This is a genomic window from Nonomuraea sp. NPDC050153, from assembly GCF_044460125.1.
GTDB lineage: Bacteria > Actinomycetota > Actinomycetes > Streptosporangiales > Streptosporangiaceae > Nonomuraea.
This window is the reverse complement of sequence record NZ_JBITJQ010000007.1, coordinates 363,874-382,781: the sequence shown is the minus strand read 5'-3', so window position 1 is coordinate 382,781 and position 18,908 is coordinate 363,874. Positions and strand designations below refer to the sequence as shown.

Below are 18,908 nucleotides of genomic sequence, written 5' to 3'. Positions count from 1 at the left end.
TCAAAGGGGTTCAGCTCCCGCAGTGCTCGGACGGGCTGTTGTACGTGCTGGATCCGGCCTTGCCGCCCCACTTGACACACTTCTTGGCCGCCGCGGCGCGCACCGGGCCCGCGTAGTACTCGAAGTTGCCGGTGTCGGTGGCCCGGGCCTTGCCCACGACCTCCAGATAAGCCGTGGTGGCGGTCGCCTTGCCCAGCGAGGCCTTCTTGATCGTGGCCACGCAGTTGTTGCCGTTGCCGGCGTTGAAGGTCAGGTAGACCGTGCCCGCCGTGCCCAGCGCCTGCGAGTCGATCACCTTGTAGCCGGCGCCGCACACCGACTCGGCGGTGTTCGGGTTGGTGGAACCGCCACCGCCGCCGCACTTGTTCTTCGAGGTCACGCTGGCGTTCGGGTAACCGAAGGTGGCGCCGTTGAAGACGGCCTTGCGGATGTTGCCGGGGTAGCTCGTGCCCTGGCGCACCTCGAAGTGCAGGTGCGGGCTGATGTTGTTGCCGGGCTTGCTGGTGTTGCCGACCGTACCGATCTTCTGGCCCTGCGTGACCTGGGCGCCGGCGGAGACCGACCGCACCGTCAGGTGGGCGTAGTACGTGGTCCAGCCACCACCGTGGTCGATCTTGACCAGATTGCCGTAACCGTTGGCCGAACCCTGGTGGGCCGAGATGACCACGGTGCCACCCGCGGCGGCGACCACGGCGTCACCACGGTCGGCATCGGCCGTGCTGCCCCGATTGAAGTCGATCTCGTACGACTTGTGCGCACTGCTGTTGCTGGAGTTACCCGTCCAGGTCTGACCACAGGGGAACGGGAGCTGGAAGCCCGGCGCCGCCAGGGTGGAGACCGGCGGGACGTCCACCTGGTTCGGCGGGTTGGCCGTCTCCCCCTCGTCCTCCTTCGCCGTCGACGACGGGGAAGGAGTGGGGGTCGGGGCGGCCCACGCCGTCGCGATCGGACCGGCTGCGAGGCTGAAGAGCAGGGCGAACCCGGCCGTAAGCACCCCTCTGGTTCTCATGCGGATACCTTTCTGCACGCACCGGAGGGGCCACGCCCCCGCCGACGCCGCGAATCCTGTCCGTTGGATCTTTCGAAGCGCTCTTGCTGGGGATCAAGATTGCGAGTCCGGCATACAAAGAACATCCAAAATCGGTATAAAGGCCCTTCCAGCTTGAACGCTTCACTCAACGGACGCCCCGCACGGCGCCCAGCTCAGGAGAACGCGCGGTCATGGTGGTTGAACAGCCCGTATTCAAGGTCCTCGGGCCGTTACAGGTCCGGGGCCCGGAAGGGCCCTTGCACGTAGCGGGCAGGAAGCCCAGGCTCCTGCTCGCCTCGCTGTTGCTTGAGGCCGGCGAGGTGGTCAGCTCGGAGGCGCTCGTCGAGGTGCTCTGGCCGCGGACGCAGCCGTCGTCGGCCGTGGCCAACCTGCGCACGTACGTGAGCACGCTGCGCTCGGCCGGCGTCCAGATCGAGGCCCGCGCCTCCGGCTACACGATGGAGCTCGGCCCGGAGCGGCTGGACGCCCTGGAGTTCGAGGACCTGGTGGCGCGGGCGGCGGGGCGGCCCGAGAAGGCCGCGGAGCACTTACGCCGGGCGCTGGCGTTATGGCGCGGCACGCCGCTCGGCGACCTGCCCGCCAGCCCGCTGTGGGACGGGCGCCTACGCTCCCTCACCCAGGCCCGGCTGGCCGCGGCCGAGGAGCTCGTGGCGCTGAAGGTGGCCCGCGGCGAGCACGCCGCCGCGATCGACGACCTGCGCGGCCTGATCGGCGAGCACCCCTACCGCGAGGATCTGTGGCAGCAGTTGATCCTCGCCCTGCACCACAGCGGCCGGCGGGCCGAGGCCCTGAACGCCTACACCACGATCAGGCGGCAGCTCGTGGACGAGCTGGGCATCGAGCCGGGGCAGGAATTACGCGAGGTGCACGCCTCCGTACTGGCGGGTGATCCCCCGCCCGCGCCCGTCGCGCCGCCGCCCCACCAGCTCCCCCCGCCCGCGCCCGTCGCGGCCCCGCCCCACCAGCTTCCCGCGGACGTGCCGGACTTCACCGGCAGGGCGCGGGACGTCGCGGCCGTGACCCACGCCCTGTCCCCCGAGGCGCGGCGGCCGGACGGGCCGCCCGTGATCGCCGTGGTGACCGGACCGCCGGGAATGGGCAAGTCCGCGCTGGCCGTGCACTGCGCCCACGCGTTACGGCCGGACTACCCCGCCGGCCAGCTCTATCTGTGCCTGGGCGGCACCGACGCCGATCCCGCCGATCCTCTCGACCTCCTCGCGGAGGCGCTACGCGCGCTCGGCGTCGCGCAGGCGACCCTGCCGCCGACCGTGCGCGAGCGGGCCTCGCTCTACCGTTCTCTGCTGTCCGAGCGCCCCATGCTCGTCTTCCTGGACGACGCCGCCGACACCGCCCAGGTACGCGCCCTGCTCCCCGGCAGCGGCAGCGCGGTGCTCGTCACGAGCCGGCGGCGGATCGCCGAGCTGCCCGGCGCGCTCCAGCTCGAACTCGACGTGCTGCCCCCCGCGGAGGCCGAAGAACTCCTGGGCCGGATCGTCGGCCCCGAACGGGTGACCGAGGAGCACGAGGCCGCCCAGGCGATCGTGCGCGCCTGCGGCCACTTACCGCTGGCCGTCCGGGTGGCCGGCTCTCGGCTGGCCGGACGGCCCGGCTGGTCGCTGGCCGTGCTGCGGCAGCGGCTGGAGGACGAGGCCGGCCGCCTCGACGAGTTACGCGTCGGAGACCTCGAGGTACGCGGCTCCTTCGAGCTCAGCTACCAGCGGCTGCCCGACGACGCCGCCCTGGCCTTTCGCGCGATCGGCCTGCTCGGCGAGCAGTCCGTGCCGGGCTGGGTGGCCGACGCCGTGCTCGACCGGCCCCGCGCCGACGCCGTCGTGGACGCCCTGGTCGACGCGAACCTCCTGCGGCTGGCCGGCACCGACCACGTCGGCCAGCCCCGCTACCGGCTCCACGACCTGATCCGCTGCGCCGCCAAGGAGAAGGCGGGCGGCGACACCGAGCGGCACGCGCTGGCCCGGGTGCTCGGCGGCTGGCTGACCGCCGCCGAACACGCCTCCTTACGACTTCCCACCACCCTCTTCGGGCTGACGTCCGACCTGGCGCCCCGCTGGAGCCTGGAGCGGGAGACCCTCGGCCGCCTCACCGCCCAGCCGCTGTCGTGGTTCGACGCCGAGCGGGAGTCCCTGGTGGAGGCCGTACGGCTGGCCGCCGACGCGGGCCTGGCCCAGTCCGCGTGGGGGCTGGCCGCCACCCTGGTCCCGTACTTCGACCTGCACTGCCTCCTGGACGAGTGGCAGCTCACGCACCGCCTCGCCCTGGACAGCGCCCGCGCGGCCGGCGACCGCCACGGGGAGGCCGCCATGCTCCGCGGCCTGGCCCAGGTCTGCCTCTACCAGGACCGCTACGCCGAGGCCGAGGACATGTTCCGGCGGGCCCGCGTCATCTTCCACGAGCTGGGCGACACGCGCAGCGAGGCCATCTCGATCTGCGGGCTGGCGGCGGTCAACCAGTTCTCCAACCGGCACCTCAAGGCGCTCGGGTCCTTCCGGCACGCGCTGGCCATGTTCCTGGCCATCGGCGACCGCAGCGGCGAGGCGTACGCGCGGCAGGCGATCGGGCGCGTCCACCTGTCGCTGCGGGACCTGCGGCAGGCGTCCAGGTGGCTCGGGGACGCGCTGCGGCTGGCCGAGGAGCTCGGCGACGCCCACCGCGAGGGCTGCGTGTCGATGCAACTCGGCCGCCTGTACGACATGTCCGCCGAGTCGGAGCGGGCCATGCGCTTCCAGGGGCACGCGCTGGACATCTTCGAGGCGCTCGGCGACCGCCACTGCGGCGCGTACGCGATGCGGAACCTGGGCGGGCTCCAGGTGGCCAGGGGCCACCGATCGGACGGCTCCGACCAGCTGGAGCGCTCCCTGGTGATCTTCCAGCAGCTGGGGGACCGCCGCGGGGAGGCGGACACGTACCAGACGCTCGGGGAGCTCTACCGCTCCTCCGGGCGCGCCACCCTGGCCACCCACTACCTGCACCAGGCCCGCGAGCTGCGCAGGGAGCTCAGCGAGTCGTTCGCGTGAGGCCCGGGGGCCTAGGAGAGCCATTGCCCGGTCGGCCAGGTCTCCAGGCGCCAGGCGCTGTCCCAGAACATCCACTCGTACTCGGTGGCCCGGCAGAACGCCTCGTCCATCGCCCGGCGCGTCTCGGGGTCGGCGGTCGCGGCCAGCCGGTCGGCGATGGCCTTGGCCTGCTCGACCGAGGCGGCGAAGGAAGGGTCGGAGTAGGTGCCGATCCAGGTCCCGTACGGGTGGTCCGCCGCGCCCGCCGTGCGTTCGAGCAGCGCCGCGCCGACGTCCTGGTAGACCCAGAAGCACGGCAGCACGGCGGCGGCCAGCACGGGCAAGGGGGCGGCCAGGGCCGTGGCCTGGAGGTAGGAGGAGTAGGCCAGGCAGGTCGGCGAGGTGGCCACGGCCGCAGTCTCGTCGGCCGTCAGCCCGAACTGCTCCAGGTAGCCGGTGTGCAGGGCCCGCTCGACGACCAGCGCCGTGTGCGCGCTCTGCGCGAAGAACGCGGCGTCGGCCGGGGAGGTGGCGCGGGCCGAGGCGGTCGCGAGGACCTTGGAGTAGGCCACCAGGTAGCGCCCGTCCTGGACGAGGTAGAACGCGAAGCGCTCCCGGTCGAGGGTGCCGTCGCCGAGCGCGGTGTTGAACGGGTGGTCGTGGATCGCCTTGAGCAGCGTGGCCGTGCGCGTCCAGAGGTCATCACAGAAGGTCACCGATGACGTCCCTTCGCTAGTGCGAACTAGATCAGGTTCGACGGGTGTGATCTCAGCCCGGCAGCCCGGGCACCCCGCGTCGCGGCCAACGCTAGCAGAAGGCACGGCCCGGTCGTGAGGAAGGCTCGGAAGCTAGACAGCCAGTAGGCCCGTGGGGCCTACCTGGATTCGAACCAGGAGAAGGAAGCCCCCGAATGGCCTCACGACCGGAAGTCGAACGTATCAGGCGGGGATCAGTTCGTGCAGCGTGCCGGGCGTGTAGACGCGCGCCCCCTCCGGGAGGTCGGCCGGCGCCTCCAGGCCGATGTAGGTGGTGTGCCCGGCCGGCGAGCTCTTCGCGCGCAGCAGGTCGGCCAGGTAGCGGACGCGCAGGTAGTCGCGTTCGACGATGGAGCGCACCAGCAGGGAGGCGGTGAGGCGGTTGCCCTCCACCTGGTTGAAGCCGGGGTGCCCCTTCAGGTAGAGGTGCAGCCACTTCACCAGCCATCCGCCGTCGCCGCCGCGCAGGAAGACGAGCGGCAGGGCGATCTGGCCGGAGCCGCGCAGGTCCGACTTCATGCGCACGGTACGCGGCTCGAACGGCCTGCCCTCCTGCGCGGCGTCCCTGATCATGTATCCGAAGAACGCCTCGGCGACCTGGTCGAACCGCTCCCCGGCGTAGATGTGCACCTGCGGGATGATGATCGGCTGGGTCGCGGCGGCGAGCCGGAGGTTGATGAACTCGGACGCGCCCTCGGGCGCCTCGGTGAGGTCACCGGAGTACTCGGCGAAATCGTTGGTGTAGTTCGTCCAGGAAATGTGCGTCGGGTTGTCGTAGGAGTCGTCGAGCATGAGCGCGGACAGGTCGTAGTCGGTGCGCTGCCCGGCCTCGCGCCAGTGGACGAAGAACCTGAGCAGCTCGCCGTCCACCGCCGAGACCGAGCCCCGGGGCAGCATGCCGAGGCCGGGCGCGACGGCCTTGCCGGACAGCGGCAGGGCGACGTCGAGCACGTCGGGATCGACGATCAGCTCGCCGGGGTCGGGGAGGCGGCGGGCGATCTCCTCGTCCAGGATGGCCAGCGCCCGCGACAGGGCCTGCTCCGCCAGCGGGGAACGCGAGTCGGGGGTCGCCCACGCTCTGCCGTACCGGTTGGTGAAGACGCGGCCCGCGACGGGGGCGAGCCGGTTCTGCAGATGCTCGCGCAGCGACAGCAGGACGCGGCCGGAGGCGCCGGCGGCGGCTCTTTCCGCCGCGTCCAGCACGTCCTTGGCGTCCGTCGCGGACTTGTCGGACCCGCCGGTCCGCAGCAGGTGGTCGAGGCGGCGCAGCAGCGCGCCGGGCGCCTTCTCCAGCAGCTTCACCGCCTCGGCGGTGCGGCCCTCCGACAGGGCGGCCTCGACCCGGCTGTCCAGGCTCACGGCCCGGCGCGTGCCCCTGGCCGTCTCGAAGACGGCGGCGGCGTTGGGGAACTGCGGATACTCGTGGGGGTGCAGCCGCTCGCCGAGGCGCTTCCACTCCTCCCGGTGGCGCGGCACGTCGCCGAGCTTGGCCGGGGACGCGACCGCGTCCAGCGCCCCCAGCAGGGCGCGGCGCTCGGCGCGGCGGAACGAACGGAACCTGGTGGGCTCGGCCAGCGTGACGTCGCCGCCGGAGCAGCCGCAGGCGAGCCGGAGCACGTCGGTCACCGTGTCGACCAGCAGCGGCCGGCCGCCCGCGAGGCGGACCTCGTTGACGATCGCGCGGTTCTCGCGCACGGGGATGCGCTCGGGCTCGTCGGCGCAGAACCCGGCCAGCAGCCGCAGCGCGTCCAGGTCCTCGGCGGCCAGGGGCACCTCGGAGCCGGCCAGGGAGAAGTAGAGCTCCCGTGCCTCCGACTCCAGGCTCCCGCCCAGCTCCAGCACGGTCACCCGGTCACCGGCCAGCGGGACCAGCTCGTCGTGCGCGGCCAGCAGGTCGGCGTAGGTGTGCTGGTAGCGGCCGTAGCCGGGCAGGGAGAGCAGGTTGAGCGTCGAGGTCTCGACGCGCGCGGCGGCCACCGGGTCGAGCAGCGCCTCGCGCAGCAGCCCGGCCCAGAACTCCAGCGTGTCGGGCACGTTCTTGGGGAAGTTCAGGAAGTACGCGTTGTGCTGGACGTGGTCGCCCACGAGGGTGCGGACAGTGGCCAGAATGCGGACGCCGAGGTCGACCACGGTCTCGCCGCGCAGCCCCGACAGCCGCTCGAGCAGCGCGGCCGAGCACGTGAAGCCGACGCTGAGCAGCGCCGCGTCGAGCTGGCGGGCGGCGGTCTCACCCCAGCCGGACGCGGAGCCGGCCGGGGCGGCGCCGATGGGGACGCGCAGCCGGCGGGCGATGACGAGGCTTTCCAGAGTGTCCACGAACGGCACCATATAGCCGGGACACGCCCGAACGCCGGGGGTTTTCCGTGGGCCCTCCGGCATGTCCGCCTTGATCGCCTGGAGAAGCTCGCCGCCGAGGACGGCGTCCCGTTCACCGCACTACCGGACCCAGAGTTCCCAGTAGCTGCCGCTCCCTGAGCACTCGTACTCGTTCCAACCCTCGCGGACCCACATCTGGCCGGCGTCGACGCAGTTGTACTTGCTGGTGTACACGCCGATTTTCGTCCAGGCGGCCGCCTGAGCAGAAGCAGGGGCGCTGAGCACGCTGACGATCGCGGCGGCCATGCCGGCTACCAGGAGCCCTGCACGTAGACGCATCCGTTCCTCCTTGAAATCCGGGAAGCGATACATCATGATCATGCTGGAAGCGCGCCCCCGAACACAAGTGTTCAGCAATTCTGTTCACGATCAGTTCAAGCTGGGCAGACGCCGAGCCGGGTGCGGTCGCCTTTGCCGGTGACTCGTGGCCCGGCTCGCATCGTTGGCCGGGTGATCGACGTGTGGCCCGCTGCTCGCAGTGACGTCGGCGGTTGCCGTTAACCAGTGGCGTCCCCGTGGACGAGTCTCCTAGCCTTTGCGCTCGTGGCTGATGATCCGAAGACGCGCCCGGAGCGACGTGACCTCGGTCGGGTGTTCAACGAGGTGCCGGAGCTCTACGACCGGGTCCGGCCGGGATACCCCGACGAGTTGTTCGCGGACCTTGGCGGCATCACCGGGATGGACGAAAGGTCGTCGGTGCTGGAGGTGGGCTGCGGTACCGGTCAGGCGACGCGCTCGCTGGCGGCGCTCGGATGTTCGGTGACCGCGGTCGAGCCGGGCGAGGAGATGGCCGCACTCGCGCGCCGGCGGCTCGCCGGCTTCCGCAACGTCACAGTCGAGAGATCGACGTTTGAGGAGTGGGACGACCGCGGCAGACGCTTCGACGTCCTCGTGGCCGCGTCCTCGTGGCACTGGGTCGACCCGTCGATCGGCTGGCGGCGGGCGCACGACGTGCTCCGTCCCGGAGGCTGGATGGCACTGCTCGGCAACGTCGTCGTCCGCCGGCTGGGAGAGCCCGAGGTGTACGCCGAGACCGCCGATCTCCACGAGCGTTTCTGCCCCGGGAATCCTGGTTGGGGTCATCCGCCGCTGGAGGACGACGTGCGCACCACCGACGTGGGCTGGGGTCTGGTCGACGATCCCGGCGGCTTGTTCGGCCCGACGATCGTGCGCTGGCACCCGACCGTTCAATGGTTCGACGGGGACGGCTTCGCCGATCACCTTCGTTCGACGTCGCTGTATCGCAGGCTCGACCGCGATGTCCGTGAGCCCCTGCTCGACGCCGTCGCCGAGCGCATCCGCACGCGGATGGGCGACCGGGCGTCACGCCGTTATCTGAGCGTCCTGCGTGTCGGACGGCGCGCCGAGTGAGTCCAGGATGGTCGCCGGCGGCTGGTCATGCGGCCTTGGCCGGGGGTGGCCGATCCATGATCGGATGCTACGCGCGCATCGCCCTCGGCGACGCCCTGATCAACGCCCTGATCAACGACTGACACCCTGCGCCGCGGGATTGCTAGACTGATCGTTCGCTTTCCGAATCAATCAGAGGGTCGGCGGCATGGCCAAGGCAGCGGATGGGCACATGGGGGTCGTCGCCGGGCTGGTGCGCGCCTCCTTCCTGGTGAACGCCGTCTACGCGGAGTCGGCTCGCGAATACGGGATCACCGCGCAGCAGGGGCAGCTGCTGTGCGTGCTGATGGCGCAGCCGTACGGGATGCGGGAGCTGGGCGGGATCCTGCACCTGGCCAAGTCCAGCCTCACCGAGCTGGTCGACCGCAGCGCCCAGCGTGGCCTGGTGCGGCGGGAGCCGGACCCGCATGACGGGCGCGCCGTCCGCGTGGCGCTCACCGAGCGGGGCGCCGAGCTGGCCGACGCCTTCTACACCGCGACGTGCGCGCGGATCGACGAGCTCCCCTCGGGCCTGGAGCCCGGCGAGCGCGACGCGCTCGGGCGGCTGCTGGGCCGCGTGGTCGAGGACAACCAGGTCCCGGTGGTCTTCATGGAGCCCGCCGACGCGACCGCGCGCTGACGCGCGACCCCCAGGAAGACCGGAACAAAAGAGACAAAGGCCACTAAACATCGCCCTGCGCCATATCTATGTAAATCCTACTGATATAGTCGCTTATGTCACGAGTCCAGTGCGAAGCCCCGGCTTGCTGGACGGCAACCCTCCCACCGCGGCGGGGTGCCCCGGGTGATGACATGGTCGTCGAGCTGAACGGTGCTCCTGGCGGCAAGCGCGGATGTCGAGTCGTGCTGCCATGCGCCCTTGGCCGGCTGCTCGAAATGGGAAGGGAAAGATGAAGGGCGGATTCACTCGCCTCGCGGGACTGGGCATGGTGCTCGCGCTGGCGGTCACGGCCTGCGGCGGCGTCGACACGGCCGGCTCCTCGGGCGGTTCCTCCGGCACCGGCGGCTCCTCGGGCGGAGCGAAGCAGGAGCTCACGGTGACCGCGTTCGCGGGAGCGTGGGGAGAGTTGTTCAAGAAGTCGTTCGTGGAGCCGTTCGAACGCGACACCGGCGCCAAGGTGAACCTCGTCTACGGCGCGAACGCCGAATGGCTCACCAAGCTGCGCGCGGCCGGCGGCAAGAACCCACCGTTCGACGTCATCGCCTTCACGCCGGACGCGTCGCTGCCCGCGGCCTCAGCCGGGCTGCTCCAGCCGCTGGCCACCGACAAGCTGGCGCACTTCAAGGAGCTGGACCCGGTGCTCGCCGGCAAGTCCGCGTACGACGGCAAGCAGTACGGAGTGCCGCTGACCACCGGCTCCACCGGCCTCCTCTACCGCACCGACAAGATCAAGACGCCGCCCGCGGACTGGGCGGACATCTTCGACAAGCAGTACTGCGGCCACGTCGCCCTGCCGCCGCTCACCTACAACCCCGGCCTGGAGTTCTTCTCCGCCCTGGTCACCTCCCAGGGCGGCAAGCTGTCCGATCCGGCCGCCGTGGACAAGGCGTTCGACAAGCTCGCGACGCTGAAGGGCTGCGTGTCCTCCTTCCCCGCCAACGCGGGCAACGCCGCCACCGTCATCGAGAACGGCGACGCCTGGATCATGCCCTTCTGGGACGGCCGCGCCTTCGCCATGGCCCAGGCGGGCTCCCCGATCGGCTTCACCTACCCCAAGTCCGGCCCCGTGGGCGCGCTGACCTCGTACTTCATCGCCGGCGGGACGCAGCGGAGCGACCTGGCGAACAAGTTCCTCGACTACCTGACCGCCGCGCGGAACCAGAAGCCGTTCGCCGAGGGCACCTGGTACGCCGCGGGCAACGACTCGATCTCCTACAGCGAGCCGTTCGAGCAGAAGGTGAAGCACGGTCCCGACGTCTTCAAGAAGTTCATCTGGGTGGACTACGCGGTCGCCACCCCCAAGCTGAACGAATGGCAGCAGCGGTGGAACCAGATCTTCGGCTGACCGCGGAAGAAGGCGGCGGGCACGTCGAGATCGACGGGCTCGCCGCCGGGTACGACGGCGCGCGCGTGCTCGACGTGGACCGGCTGTCGATCCGCAAGGGCGAGTTCCTGTCGATTCTCGGGCCCAGCGGCTGCGGCAAGACGACGCTGCTCAACTGCGTCGCGGGCTTCGTCCGGCCCACGGCCGGGCGGATCGTGATCGACGGCTCCGACGTGACCGGGCGGCCCCCGTACCGGCGGGGCCTGGGCATGGTGTTCCAGAACTACGCGCTCTTCCCGCACATGACTGTGGCCGCCAACGTGGCGTACGGGCTGCGCGTCCGCCGGCTCGACCGGCGCACGCGGGACGAGCGCGTGCGGGAGGCGCTGAGCCTGGTCGGCCTGGAGGGGTACGCCGGGCGGCGGCCCGGACAGCTGTCCGGCGGGCAGCAGCAGCGGGTCGCCCTCGCCCGCGCCCTGGCCATCCGGCCCGCCGTGCTGCTCCTGGACGAGCCGCTGTCCAACCTGGACGCCAAGCTGCGCAGGGAGATGCGGGTGGAGCTGCGCGCCCTCCAGCGGCGCATCGGCACCACCATGGTCTTCGTCACGCACGATCAGGAGGAGGCGCTCGCGCTGTCCGACCGGGTGGCCGTCATGCACGGCGGCCGGGTCGAGCAGCTCGGCACCCCTGACGAGGTCTACCGGCGGCCGGCCAGCCGGTTCGTCGCGCAGTTCATCGGCGCGGCGAACGTCCTGGAGGGCACGGTGACCGCCTCGGGCGCGCTGGACGCCGGCGGGCTCGTCGTCGGGTGCGGCCCGCTGCCGCTGCGGCCGGGCGACCGCGCCGTCGTCGCCGTCCGCCCCGAACGCATCCACCTGACCATCCCGGGCCCGGACGATGCGGGCGCGGGTGGGGTGGCCGGGACGGTGGGCTATCGGGCTTTCGCCGGGGACGCGTGGCACGTGGAGGTGCGGCTGGCCGGCGGGCGCACCCTGAGCGTCCAGGTCGCCGACACCGGCGCGGGCGCCGGCGACCCGCCCGGCGCGGGCACGTCCGTGTTCGCGAGCTGGGATCCCGCCGACGTCATCCTCCTGGAAACGGAGGCGCGATGACCCGCCGGTGGGCGGGCCTGCCGTACGCCCTGCCATACGTCCTGCCGCTCGTCGCCTTCCTGGCCGCCCTGTTCCTGGTCCCCCTCGTACGGCTGCTGCGGCTCAGCTTCAGCCCCGTCGACGCCTTCAACGCGGCGCTGCCCGGATTCACCTTCGAGCAGTACGCCCGGGTGTTCACCGACCCGTACTTCTACGGCTCCCTGCTCCGGACCCTGGCCACCGCGCTCCTGGTGGCGGTGCTGTGCGTGGCGCTGGCGTATCCGGCCGCGTACTTCCTGGCCCGGCGGCGCCCCGGCGTGCCGCGGACCCTGCTGTTCGTCATCGTGATCTCGCCGCTGCTGACCAGCGTGGTCGTACGCACCTACGGCTGGGTCGTGCTGCTGTCCGGCAACGGGCTCGTCAACCGGGCGCTCGTCGCGTCCGGGCTGCGGGACCAGCCCGCCCAGCTGCTGACCAGCTACCCGGCCGTCGTGGTCGCGGTGACGCACGTGCTGCTGCCGTTCGCGATCATCCCGCTCACGACGGCGCTCGGCGGCCTGGACCGCGACCTGCACCGGGCCTCGCAGACGCTCGGGGCCGGGCCGATCAGGACGTTCCTGCGGGTCACGGTCCCGCTCAGCCTGCCCGGCGCGGTCACCGGCGCCCTCATCGTCTTCGCGCTGGCCATGGGCATCTACATCACGCCGCTCCTGGTCGGCGGGGTGACCCAGCCGCTGACCGGCATCCGGGTCTACGACCAGGTGACGACGGTGTTCGACTACCCGGTGGCGGCGGCGCTGAGCTTCGCGCTGCTCGCGCTGACCGTCGTGTCCACGGGGCTGCTGGCGAGCGTGTTCCGGATCTGGGAGAGGCGCCTTCATGGGTGAGCGGGGCTACGACAGGATCGTGCGGCTGGTGGCCGCGGGCCTGGCGGCGCTGGTGTTCCTGTTCCTGATCGCGCCGCTGGTCGTGCTGGTGGTGAGCTCGTTCAACCGGGCGGGCTCGATGGCGTTCCCGCCGTCGGGGCTGTCGCTGCGCTGGTACGCCGAGGTGCTCGGCTCGCCCGACTGGCAGGTCTCGTTCCGGCTGAGCGGCCTGCTGGTGCTCCTGGTGGTCCCGACGACCGTGGTCATCGGGACCCTGGCGGCGTACGGGCTGACGCAGGGGTCGTTCCCCGGGCGGCGGCTGCTGCGGGGATTCGCGCTGTCCCCGCTGATGGTCCCGGAGATCATCGTCTCGCTCGGCCTGCTCTACTACTTCCACGGCGTCGGGCTCATCAATTCGGTGACCGGGCTGTGGCTGGCGCATTCGCTGGTGGCGCTGCCGTTCGTGGTGCGGGCGGTCATGGTGAGCGCGGCGCAGCTCGACCCGGCGCTGGAGCGGGCCGCCCTGAGCCTGGGCGCGGGGCGGGTCCGGGTGTTCCTCACGGTGACGCTGCCGCTGCTGCGGCCCGGCATCCTCGCCGGCGCGATCCTCGCCGCGGTCACGTCGCTGGGCGAGGTCGCCGTCACGGCCCTGGTGGCGGGCGCCAACACCACGACGGTGCCGCTGCGCATCTTCTCGGCCGTGCAGTACCAGCTCGACCCGTCGATGGCCGCGGTGTCCACGCTGCTCATGGCGGCCAGCGTGGTGGTGATGGTGGTCGCGGACCGATTCGCTCGCATCTCGGAGGCCCTGTGACGAACCCTGTGACAAGCCCTGTGACAAGCACGGGTACGGTGACCGCGGCAGGCGCGCGGATCGGCATCGACGTCGGGGGAACGTTCACCGACCTCTTGGCCGCCGTACCGGAACGCGGCCTTGTGGTGCACCACAAGGAGCCGAGCACGCCGGCCGACCCGTCCCTGGCCGTCGCGGACGGGCTGGCGGCCCTCCTCGCCCGCGCGGACCTGCGGCCCGACGAGGTCACGGGCCTCGTCCACGGCACCACGATCGGCCTGAACGCCGTCATCCAGCGGCGCGGCGCGCGCATCGCCCTGGTCGTGACCGAGGGCTACCGCGACATCCTGGAGATCGGCCGCAGCCGCATGCCGTCCTCCTTCGACCTGTACGCGGGCAAGGAGGAGCCCCTCGTCCCCCGGAACCTCGTCGTCGAGATCCCAGCCCGCCTGGGCCCGCGCGGCGAGCGCGTGACCGAGCCGGACGCCGCCGAGCTGGACCGCGTCGCCGCGCGCCTGCGGACCACCGGGGCCGACGCGGCGGCGGTCGTGATCCTGCACGGCTACACCGACCCGGCCTTCGAGGAGGGCGTCGCGGCGGGCCTGCGCGAGCGGCTGCCCGCGTTGCCGGTGACGGCCTCGGCGACCGTGTGGCCCGAGGTACGCGAATACGAGCGTGCCCTGGTGGCCTGCATGAACGCCTACATCCAGCCGCTCATGCGCGACTACTTCGCCCGTCTGGAGAGCCGGGTGCGCGATCTCGGGGTGTCGGCGCCGATCTTCATCAGCGCGTCCAACGGCGGCTCGATGAGCCTGCGCTCCGCCGCGCAACGGCCCGTCGAGACCGTCCTGTCGGGGCCGGCCGCCGGCGTGGCCGCGGCCGCCCGGCTGGGCGCCGGGGCCATCGTCACGTTCGACATGGGCGGGACCAGCAGCGACATCGCCGTGTCCGTGGACGGGTCGCCCGAGCTGGCCACCCACACCACGGTGGGCGGGCTGCCCCTGATCGTGCCGGTCGTGGCCGTGCACGCGATCGGCGCCGGGGGCGGGTCGGTCGTCTGGGTGGACGGGCAGGGCGTGCTCAAGGTCGGGCCGGGCAGCGCGGGCGCCGACCCCGGCCCGGCGGCGTACGGCAGGGGCGGCGACCGGCCGACCGTGACGGACTGCTACCTCGCGACCGGGCTGATCGACCCGCGCACGTTCCTCGGCGGCCGGATGCCGCTCGACGCCGGCGCCTCGCTCAAGGCCCTGTCGGGCATCGCCGCCCACCTCGCCTCCGGGGACGGGCACCGGGAACGCGCGAACGGCGACGTGGCCGGGCCGGATGGCGGCAGTGACGACGTGGCCGCGTACCGGGTGGCGGAGTCGGCGTTGCGGGTGGCGACGGCGGGGATGGCGACCGAGCTTCAGAAGATCATGGCGCAGCGCGGGCTCGACCCGCGGCGGTTCGCGCTCGTGCCGTTCGGCGGCGCGGGTCCCACGCATGCCGCCATGCTCGCCGAGGAGGTCGGGATCGCGCACATCGTGGTCCCGCCGACCGCCGCCACCTTCTGCGCCCTGGGCGCCGCGGGCGCCGACCTGCGCCGCGACTTCGCCCGCAGCCTGCGCCGCCCCCTTGAGACCGCGAGCGCCACCCGCCTGGCGGGCGTGCTCGCCGAGCTGTCCGCCCAGGCCCGGGAGTGGCTCGCCGAGCAGAACGGCGCCCCCCGGTCCGCAGCGCCACCGGCGGCGTCCGGGGTGCGCCGGCCCGGGGGGCGGCTGTCGTTCGCGGCCGACCTGCGGTACTCCGGCCAGGCGTACGAGCTCCGCGTCGCCCTCGACCCCGACCGGCTCGACGTCGAGGCGGTCTCCGAGGCGTTCCACGCCGAGCACGAACGCCTGTACGGCTTCCGCGACCAGGACGCGACCATCGAGCTCGGCACCGCCAGGCTCGGCGTGGCCGCTCCGGTGACCGAGCTGCCGCCCGCCGCCGTCCCCCCGGGCACGGGCGCTCCCCGTCCCGCGAGCGGCAGGCAGGTGCTGCTGGCCGGCATCTGGCACGACGCCCACGTCCACCTGCGCGAGTCCCTGGGCGTGGGAGACGCGTTCGACGGTCCGGCGATCGTCGAGCAGGACGACACCACCGTGGTCGTACCGCCCGGCTGGTCGGCGGACGTGGACGAGGCCGGCAACCTGCACCTGCGCCGGCCGGACGGCGCCGGCGCCCCGAACCACCGTCGGAAGGCCTGAACGTGCGGCTGGACCCCGTGACCCTGGAGATCGTCGGCAACCGGCTCAGCGCCATGACCGAGGAGATGTGCCTCACCCTGCAGCGCACCAGCCGCTCCCTGTACGTCAAGGAGACCGCCGACTTCTGCTGCGCCTTCGCGGGCCTGGACGGCGGCTTCGTGGCCTACCCGCGCGGCATCGGCGTCTCCGGCTTCGTCGGCCTGAACGTGCTGACCGCCGTGCGGGCCGCCGGCCCGCTGGAACCCGGCGATGTGATCATCACCAACGACCCGTACCGCTCCGGCGGCCTGGCCACCCACCTGACGGACATCCAGCTCATCGAGCCGTATTTCCACGAGGGCGAGCTGGTCGGGTACGGCTGGGCGTTCATCCACTGCTCGGACATCGGCGGCCGGGTGCCGAGCAGCCTGTCGCCGGTCAACGACGAGATCTTCCAGGAGGGCCTGCAGATCCCGCCGGTCAAGCTGGTGCGCGCCGGAGAGCCGAGCCGCGACGTCGAGGCGCTGATCACGGCCAACAGCCGCACCCCCGAGGCGAACCTGGGCGACATCAGGGCCATGCGCGCGGCCCTGCGCACCGGCCGGGAGCGGCTGGCCGGCGTCGTCGCCCAGCACGGCCTGGCCGCCGTGCTCGACGCGCAGCGCGACCTGGTCGAGTACACCGCGGGCAAGGCACGCGCCGCCCTGGCCACGCTCGGCGACGGCACCCACCGTTTCGTCGACTACCTCGACGACGACGCCGTCTCCAACCTCCCGGTCCGCCTGTCGGTCACCGCGACGCTGCGCGCGGGCAACTTGCACCTCGACTTCACCGGTACGGACCCGCAGGTCGCCGCGGCGTTCAACATCGCGACCCTGGGCCGGCCGCACGCCTGGATCACCACCAGGGTGCTCGCGCTCATCTGCACCCTCGACCCCGCCGTCGCGCTCAACGCGGGGCTCATCGCGCCGATCACCGTCACCACGCCCGAGGGCTCGCTGGTCAACCCCGTGCACCCGGCCGCCGTGGGGGTGCGGCACGCCTCGGCCAACCGCGTCAACGACGCCATCGGCGGCGCGCTCGGGCTGGCCGCCCCGCACGTGCTGCCGGCGGCCTCCAGCGGGCTGGTGGTGCCCGTGGTCGTCGCCGAGCAGCGCGGCGCCGGCCAGAACGTGCAGGTCCTGGAGCCGATGGTGGGCGGTACGGGGGCCCGCGACGGCGCCGACGGGGTGGACGGACGCGACAGCGGCATCTCCAACCTGTCCAACAACCCGGTGGAGACCGTCGAGACGGAGATCGGGGTCGAGATCCTCAGGTACGGGCTGCGTACCGACTCGGGAGGCGCCGGGCGCTGGCGCGGCGGATGCGGGCTGGAACTGACGTTCCGGGTGCGCGGGGAGGGCTCGAAGCTGCTGGCCCGGGGGCTGGAGCGGATGTGCTTCCGCCCGTGGGGCGTGCTCGGCGGCGGTCCCGGCGCGGCCACCGAGCTGATCGTCAATCCCGGCACGCCTCGGGAGCGCAGGCACTTCAAGATCGATCTGCTGCCGCTGGAGCCCGGCGACGTCGTCACGCTGCTGACCTCGGGTGCGGGCGGCTACGGCGACCCGTACACCAGGGATCCGGAGGCGGTCCTGCGGGACGTGGAGCGAGGCGTGGTCTCCTTCGAGGCGGCGGCGCGCGAGTACGGCGTGGCGCTGGCGGAGCGGGACGGCGGCCTGGCCGTGGACGCCCCGGCCACGGCGAACGCCCGCCGCGCACACCGCCAGGACCGACCCGCCGCCGGCAGCGGGGAGGAGCGGCGGGCGTGGGAGTCGGTGTTCGACACCGCCACCGTCGACCGCCTGGTGGCCGCCCTGTTCCGGCTCCCCCGCCCGGCCCGCACCCCGCGCAGGACGGCCCTCTACACCGCGGTCCTGGCCGGGCTGCCGGCCGACTTCCCCAGGACGCCCCCGACCCCCGAGCAACGCGACGCGGCCCGCCGTACCCTCGTCCAAGAGATCTCCCAACTGGAACGGATGTCGGTATGAGCGATCAGGACGTCATCGATGCGATCATGGCCGGGCTCACGGGCCCGGCGCTCGACGAGCTCGCCGAGCTGTACCGGGACCTGCACCGGCACCCCGAGCCCGCCTTCGAGGAGAAACGCACGGCGGGCATCGCCGCCGACCGGCTGCGCGCGGCCGGGTTCGAGGTCGTCGCGGGCCTCGGCGGCACCGGCGTGACGGGCGTGCTGCGCAACGGCGAGGGCCCGACGGTGGCGCTGCGCGCCGACATGGACGCGCTGCCGGTGCTGGAGGCCACGGGCCTGCCGTACGCGAGCACCGACACCACGCCCGACGGGGTGCCGCTCATGCACGCCTGCGGCCACGACATGCACGTGACCTGCCTGAGCGGCGCGGCGCGGCTGCTGGCGGCCGGCCGGGACCGGTGGCGGGGCACGCTCGTGGCGCTGTTCCAGCCGGCCGAGGAGATCGCGGCCGGGGCGCGGGCCATGCTGCAGGACGGGCTGTTCGACCGGATCGGCACCCCCGACGTCGTGCTCGGCCAGCACGTCTTCCCCAACCCGGCCGGGACGCTGCTCCTCAGCCCCGGCGAGATCCTGGCCGCCGCCGACAGCATGGAGATCCGGCTGTACGGCCGGGGCGGGCACGGCTCGCAGCCGGAGCGGACCGTCGACCCGGTGGTCCTGGCCGCCTCGACCGTCATGCGGCTGCAGACGGTCGTCTCGCGCGAGGTGTCCCCGTTCGAGCGGGCGGTGCTGACGGTGGCCCAGATCCACGCGGGCCACAAGGAGAACATCATCCCCGACGAGGCGTCCATCACGATCAACCTGCGCTCGTTCTCCCCCGAGGTGCGCCGCACCCTGCTGGCCGGGGTCGAGCGCGTGGTCAACGCCGAGGCGGCCGCCTCCGGCGCGCCCCGCCCGCCGGAGATCCGCACGCTCAACTCCTTCCCGCTGACCGTCAACGACGACGACGCCACGGCCCGGGTGCGCGCGGCGTTCGCCGGCCGGTTCGGCGCCGGGCGGGTGCCGGAGATGGCGCCGCTGATGGGCAGCGAGGACTTCGGACTGTTCGGCGCCGCGGCGGGCGCGCCGTCGGTCTTCTGGGGCCTCGGCGGCGCCGACCCCGAGCTGTACGCCCGCGCCGAACGGGAGGGCCGGCTGCGCGAGGACGTTCCGGGCAACCACTCGCCCTTCTTCGCCCCGCGGATCCTCCCCACGCTCCCCACGGGCGTCGAGGCCCTGGTCACCGCCGCGCTGGCCTGGCTACCACCCGTAACGGATCGATAGCGATGCTCCGAGCCCCGGCACGCCGCCGTGACGGGGCTTGATTTACCGAGGACGCCACTTCGCCCGTCCCG

The 18,908-nt window shown here is 72.6% G+C and carries 14 protein-coding genes and 2 riboswitches; of the genes, 10 read left to right on the top strand and 4 right to left on the bottom strand.

Annotated features, from left to right (window positions below; all coding sequences use genetic code 11):
* Positions 1-10: 10 nt before the first annotated feature.
* Positions 11-1,009 carry a M23 family metallopeptidase gene (locus tag ACIBQ1_RS21010; protein WP_397279684.1) on the bottom strand — a complete coding sequence of 333 codons (999 nt, stop codon included), beginning with the start codon at positions 1,007-1,009 and terminating at the stop codon, positions 11-13.
* A gap of 212 nt (positions 1,010-1,221) precedes the next feature.
* On the opposite strand from ACIBQ1_RS21010, the gene ACIBQ1_RS21005 reads away from it, so the two are divergent.
* On the top strand, positions 1,222-4,083 hold the full coding sequence (locus ACIBQ1_RS21005; RefSeq protein WP_397279683.1) for a BTAD domain-containing putative transcriptional regulator: 2,862 nt from the start codon (positions 1,222-1,224) through the stop codon (positions 4,081-4,083).
* 11 nt (positions 4,084-4,094) lie between these two features.
* Here the strand turns inward: ACIBQ1_RS21005 and tenA are convergent, their stop codons facing one another.
* The 3 genes from tenA to ACIBQ1_RS20990 all read right to left on the bottom strand — a co-directional run bounded on the left by tenA (position 4,095) and on the right by ACIBQ1_RS20990 (position 7,472).
* Complete coding sequence (gene tenA / locus ACIBQ1_RS21000; protein ID WP_397279681.1) at positions 4,095-4,778, bottom strand: thiaminase II; 684 nt, start codon at positions 4,776-4,778, stop codon at positions 4,095-4,097.
* Positions 4,770-4,865: riboswitch (TPP riboswitch) on the bottom strand. It overlaps the preceding gene by 9 nt.
* A gap of 135 nt (positions 4,866-5,000) precedes the next feature.
* The gene (locus ACIBQ1_RS20995; RefSeq protein WP_397279679.1) at positions 5,001-7,133 is read right to left on the bottom strand and encodes a hypothetical protein; all 2,133 of its coding nucleotides are present in this window, start codon (positions 7,131-7,133) and stop codon (positions 5,001-5,003) included.
* A 120-nt stretch (positions 7,134-7,253) separates the two neighbouring features.
* On the bottom strand, positions 7,254-7,472 hold the full coding sequence (locus ACIBQ1_RS20990) for a hypothetical protein (RefSeq protein ID WP_397279678.1): 219 nt from the start codon (positions 7,470-7,472) through the stop codon (positions 7,254-7,256).
* A gap of 264 nt (positions 7,473-7,736) precedes the next feature.
* On the opposite strand from ACIBQ1_RS20990, the gene ACIBQ1_RS20985 reads away from it, so the two are divergent.
* From ACIBQ1_RS20985 to ACIBQ1_RS20945, 9 genes are all read left to right on the top strand, one after another.
* On the top strand, positions 7,737-8,564 hold the full coding sequence (locus ACIBQ1_RS20985; protein ID WP_397279676.1) for a class I SAM-dependent methyltransferase: 828 nt from the start codon (positions 7,737-7,739) through the stop codon (positions 8,562-8,564).
* A gap of 187 nt (positions 8,565-8,751) precedes the next feature.
* Positions 8,752-9,222 (top strand): MarR family winged helix-turn-helix transcriptional regulator, encoded by a 471-nt coding sequence (locus tag ACIBQ1_RS20980; protein ID WP_397279674.1) that lies wholly within the window; start codon positions 8,752-8,754, stop codon positions 9,220-9,222.
* Positions 9,223-9,318: 96 nt separating this feature from the next.
* Positions 9,319-9,439: riboswitch (SAM riboswitch) on the top strand.
* Between the two features lie 54 nt (positions 9,440-9,493).
* A complete protein-coding gene (locus ACIBQ1_RS20975) occupies positions 9,494-10,609 on the top strand; it encodes a PotD/PotF family extracellular solute-binding protein (protein ID WP_397279673.1) in 1,116 nt (371 codons plus the stop codon).
* Positions 10,588-11,700, top strand: a complete 1,113-nt coding sequence (locus ACIBQ1_RS20970; RefSeq protein WP_397279671.1) for an ABC transporter ATP-binding protein — start codon at positions 10,588-10,590, stop codon at positions 11,698-11,700. The genes ACIBQ1_RS20975 and ACIBQ1_RS20970 overlap by 22 nt, the downstream gene beginning before the upstream one ends.
* Positions 11,697-12,566 (top strand): ABC transporter permease, encoded by an 870-nt coding sequence (locus tag ACIBQ1_RS20965; RefSeq protein ID WP_397279669.1) that lies wholly within the window; start codon positions 11,697-11,699, stop codon positions 12,564-12,566. The genes ACIBQ1_RS20970 and ACIBQ1_RS20965 overlap by 4 nt, the downstream gene beginning before the upstream one ends.
* A complete protein-coding gene (locus ACIBQ1_RS20960) occupies positions 12,559-13,359 on the top strand; it encodes an ABC transporter permease (RefSeq protein WP_397279668.1) in 801 nt (266 codons plus the stop codon). The genes ACIBQ1_RS20965 and ACIBQ1_RS20960 overlap by 8 nt, the downstream gene beginning before the upstream one ends.
* A 38-nt stretch (positions 13,360-13,397) precedes the next feature.
* Complete coding sequence (locus ACIBQ1_RS20955; protein WP_397279666.1) at positions 13,398-15,566, top strand: hydantoinase/oxoprolinase family protein; 2,169 nt, start codon at positions 13,398-13,400, stop codon at positions 15,564-15,566.
* Between the two features lie 2 nt (positions 15,567-15,568).
* A complete protein-coding gene (locus ACIBQ1_RS20950) occupies positions 15,569-17,572 on the top strand; it encodes a hydantoinase B/oxoprolinase family protein (protein ID WP_397279665.1) in 2,004 nt (667 codons plus the stop codon).
* Positions 17,569-18,837, top strand: a complete 1,269-nt coding sequence (locus ACIBQ1_RS20945; protein WP_397279663.1) for an amidohydrolase — start codon at positions 17,569-17,571, stop codon at positions 18,835-18,837. Before ACIBQ1_RS20950 ends, ACIBQ1_RS20945 begins: the two co-directional genes overlap by 4 nt.
* Positions 18,838-18,908 lie beyond the last annotated feature (71 nt).

Coding starts and splice junctions, on each gene's coding strand:
- ACIBQ1_RS21010 (WP_397279684.1), bottom strand. CDS start 1,009: ATGAGAACCAGAGGGGTGCTTACGGCCGGGTTCGCCCTGCTCTTCAGC.
- ACIBQ1_RS21005 (WP_397279683.1), top strand. CDS start 1,222: ATGGTGGTTGAACAGCCCGTATTCAAGGTCCTCGGGCCGTTACAGGTC.
- ACIBQ1_RS20990 (WP_397279678.1), bottom strand. CDS start 7,472: ATGCGTCTACGTGCAGGGCTCCTGGTAGCCGGCATGGCCGCCGCGATC.
- ACIBQ1_RS20980 (WP_397279674.1), top strand. CDS start 8,752: ATGGCCAAGGCAGCGGATGGGCACATGGGGGTCGTCGCCGGGCTGGTG.
- ACIBQ1_RS20975 (WP_397279673.1), top strand. CDS start 9,494: ATGAAGGGCGGATTCACTCGCCTCGCGGGACTGGGCATGGTGCTCGCG.
- ACIBQ1_RS20965 (WP_397279669.1), top strand. CDS start 11,697: ATGACCCGCCGGTGGGCGGGCCTGCCGTACGCCCTGCCATACGTCCTG.
- ACIBQ1_RS20960 (WP_397279668.1), top strand. CDS start 12,559: ATGGGTGAGCGGGGCTACGACAGGATCGTGCGGCTGGTGGCCGCGGGC.
- ACIBQ1_RS20945 (WP_397279663.1), top strand. CDS start 17,569: ATGAGCGATCAGGACGTCATCGATGCGATCATGGCCGGGCTCACGGGC.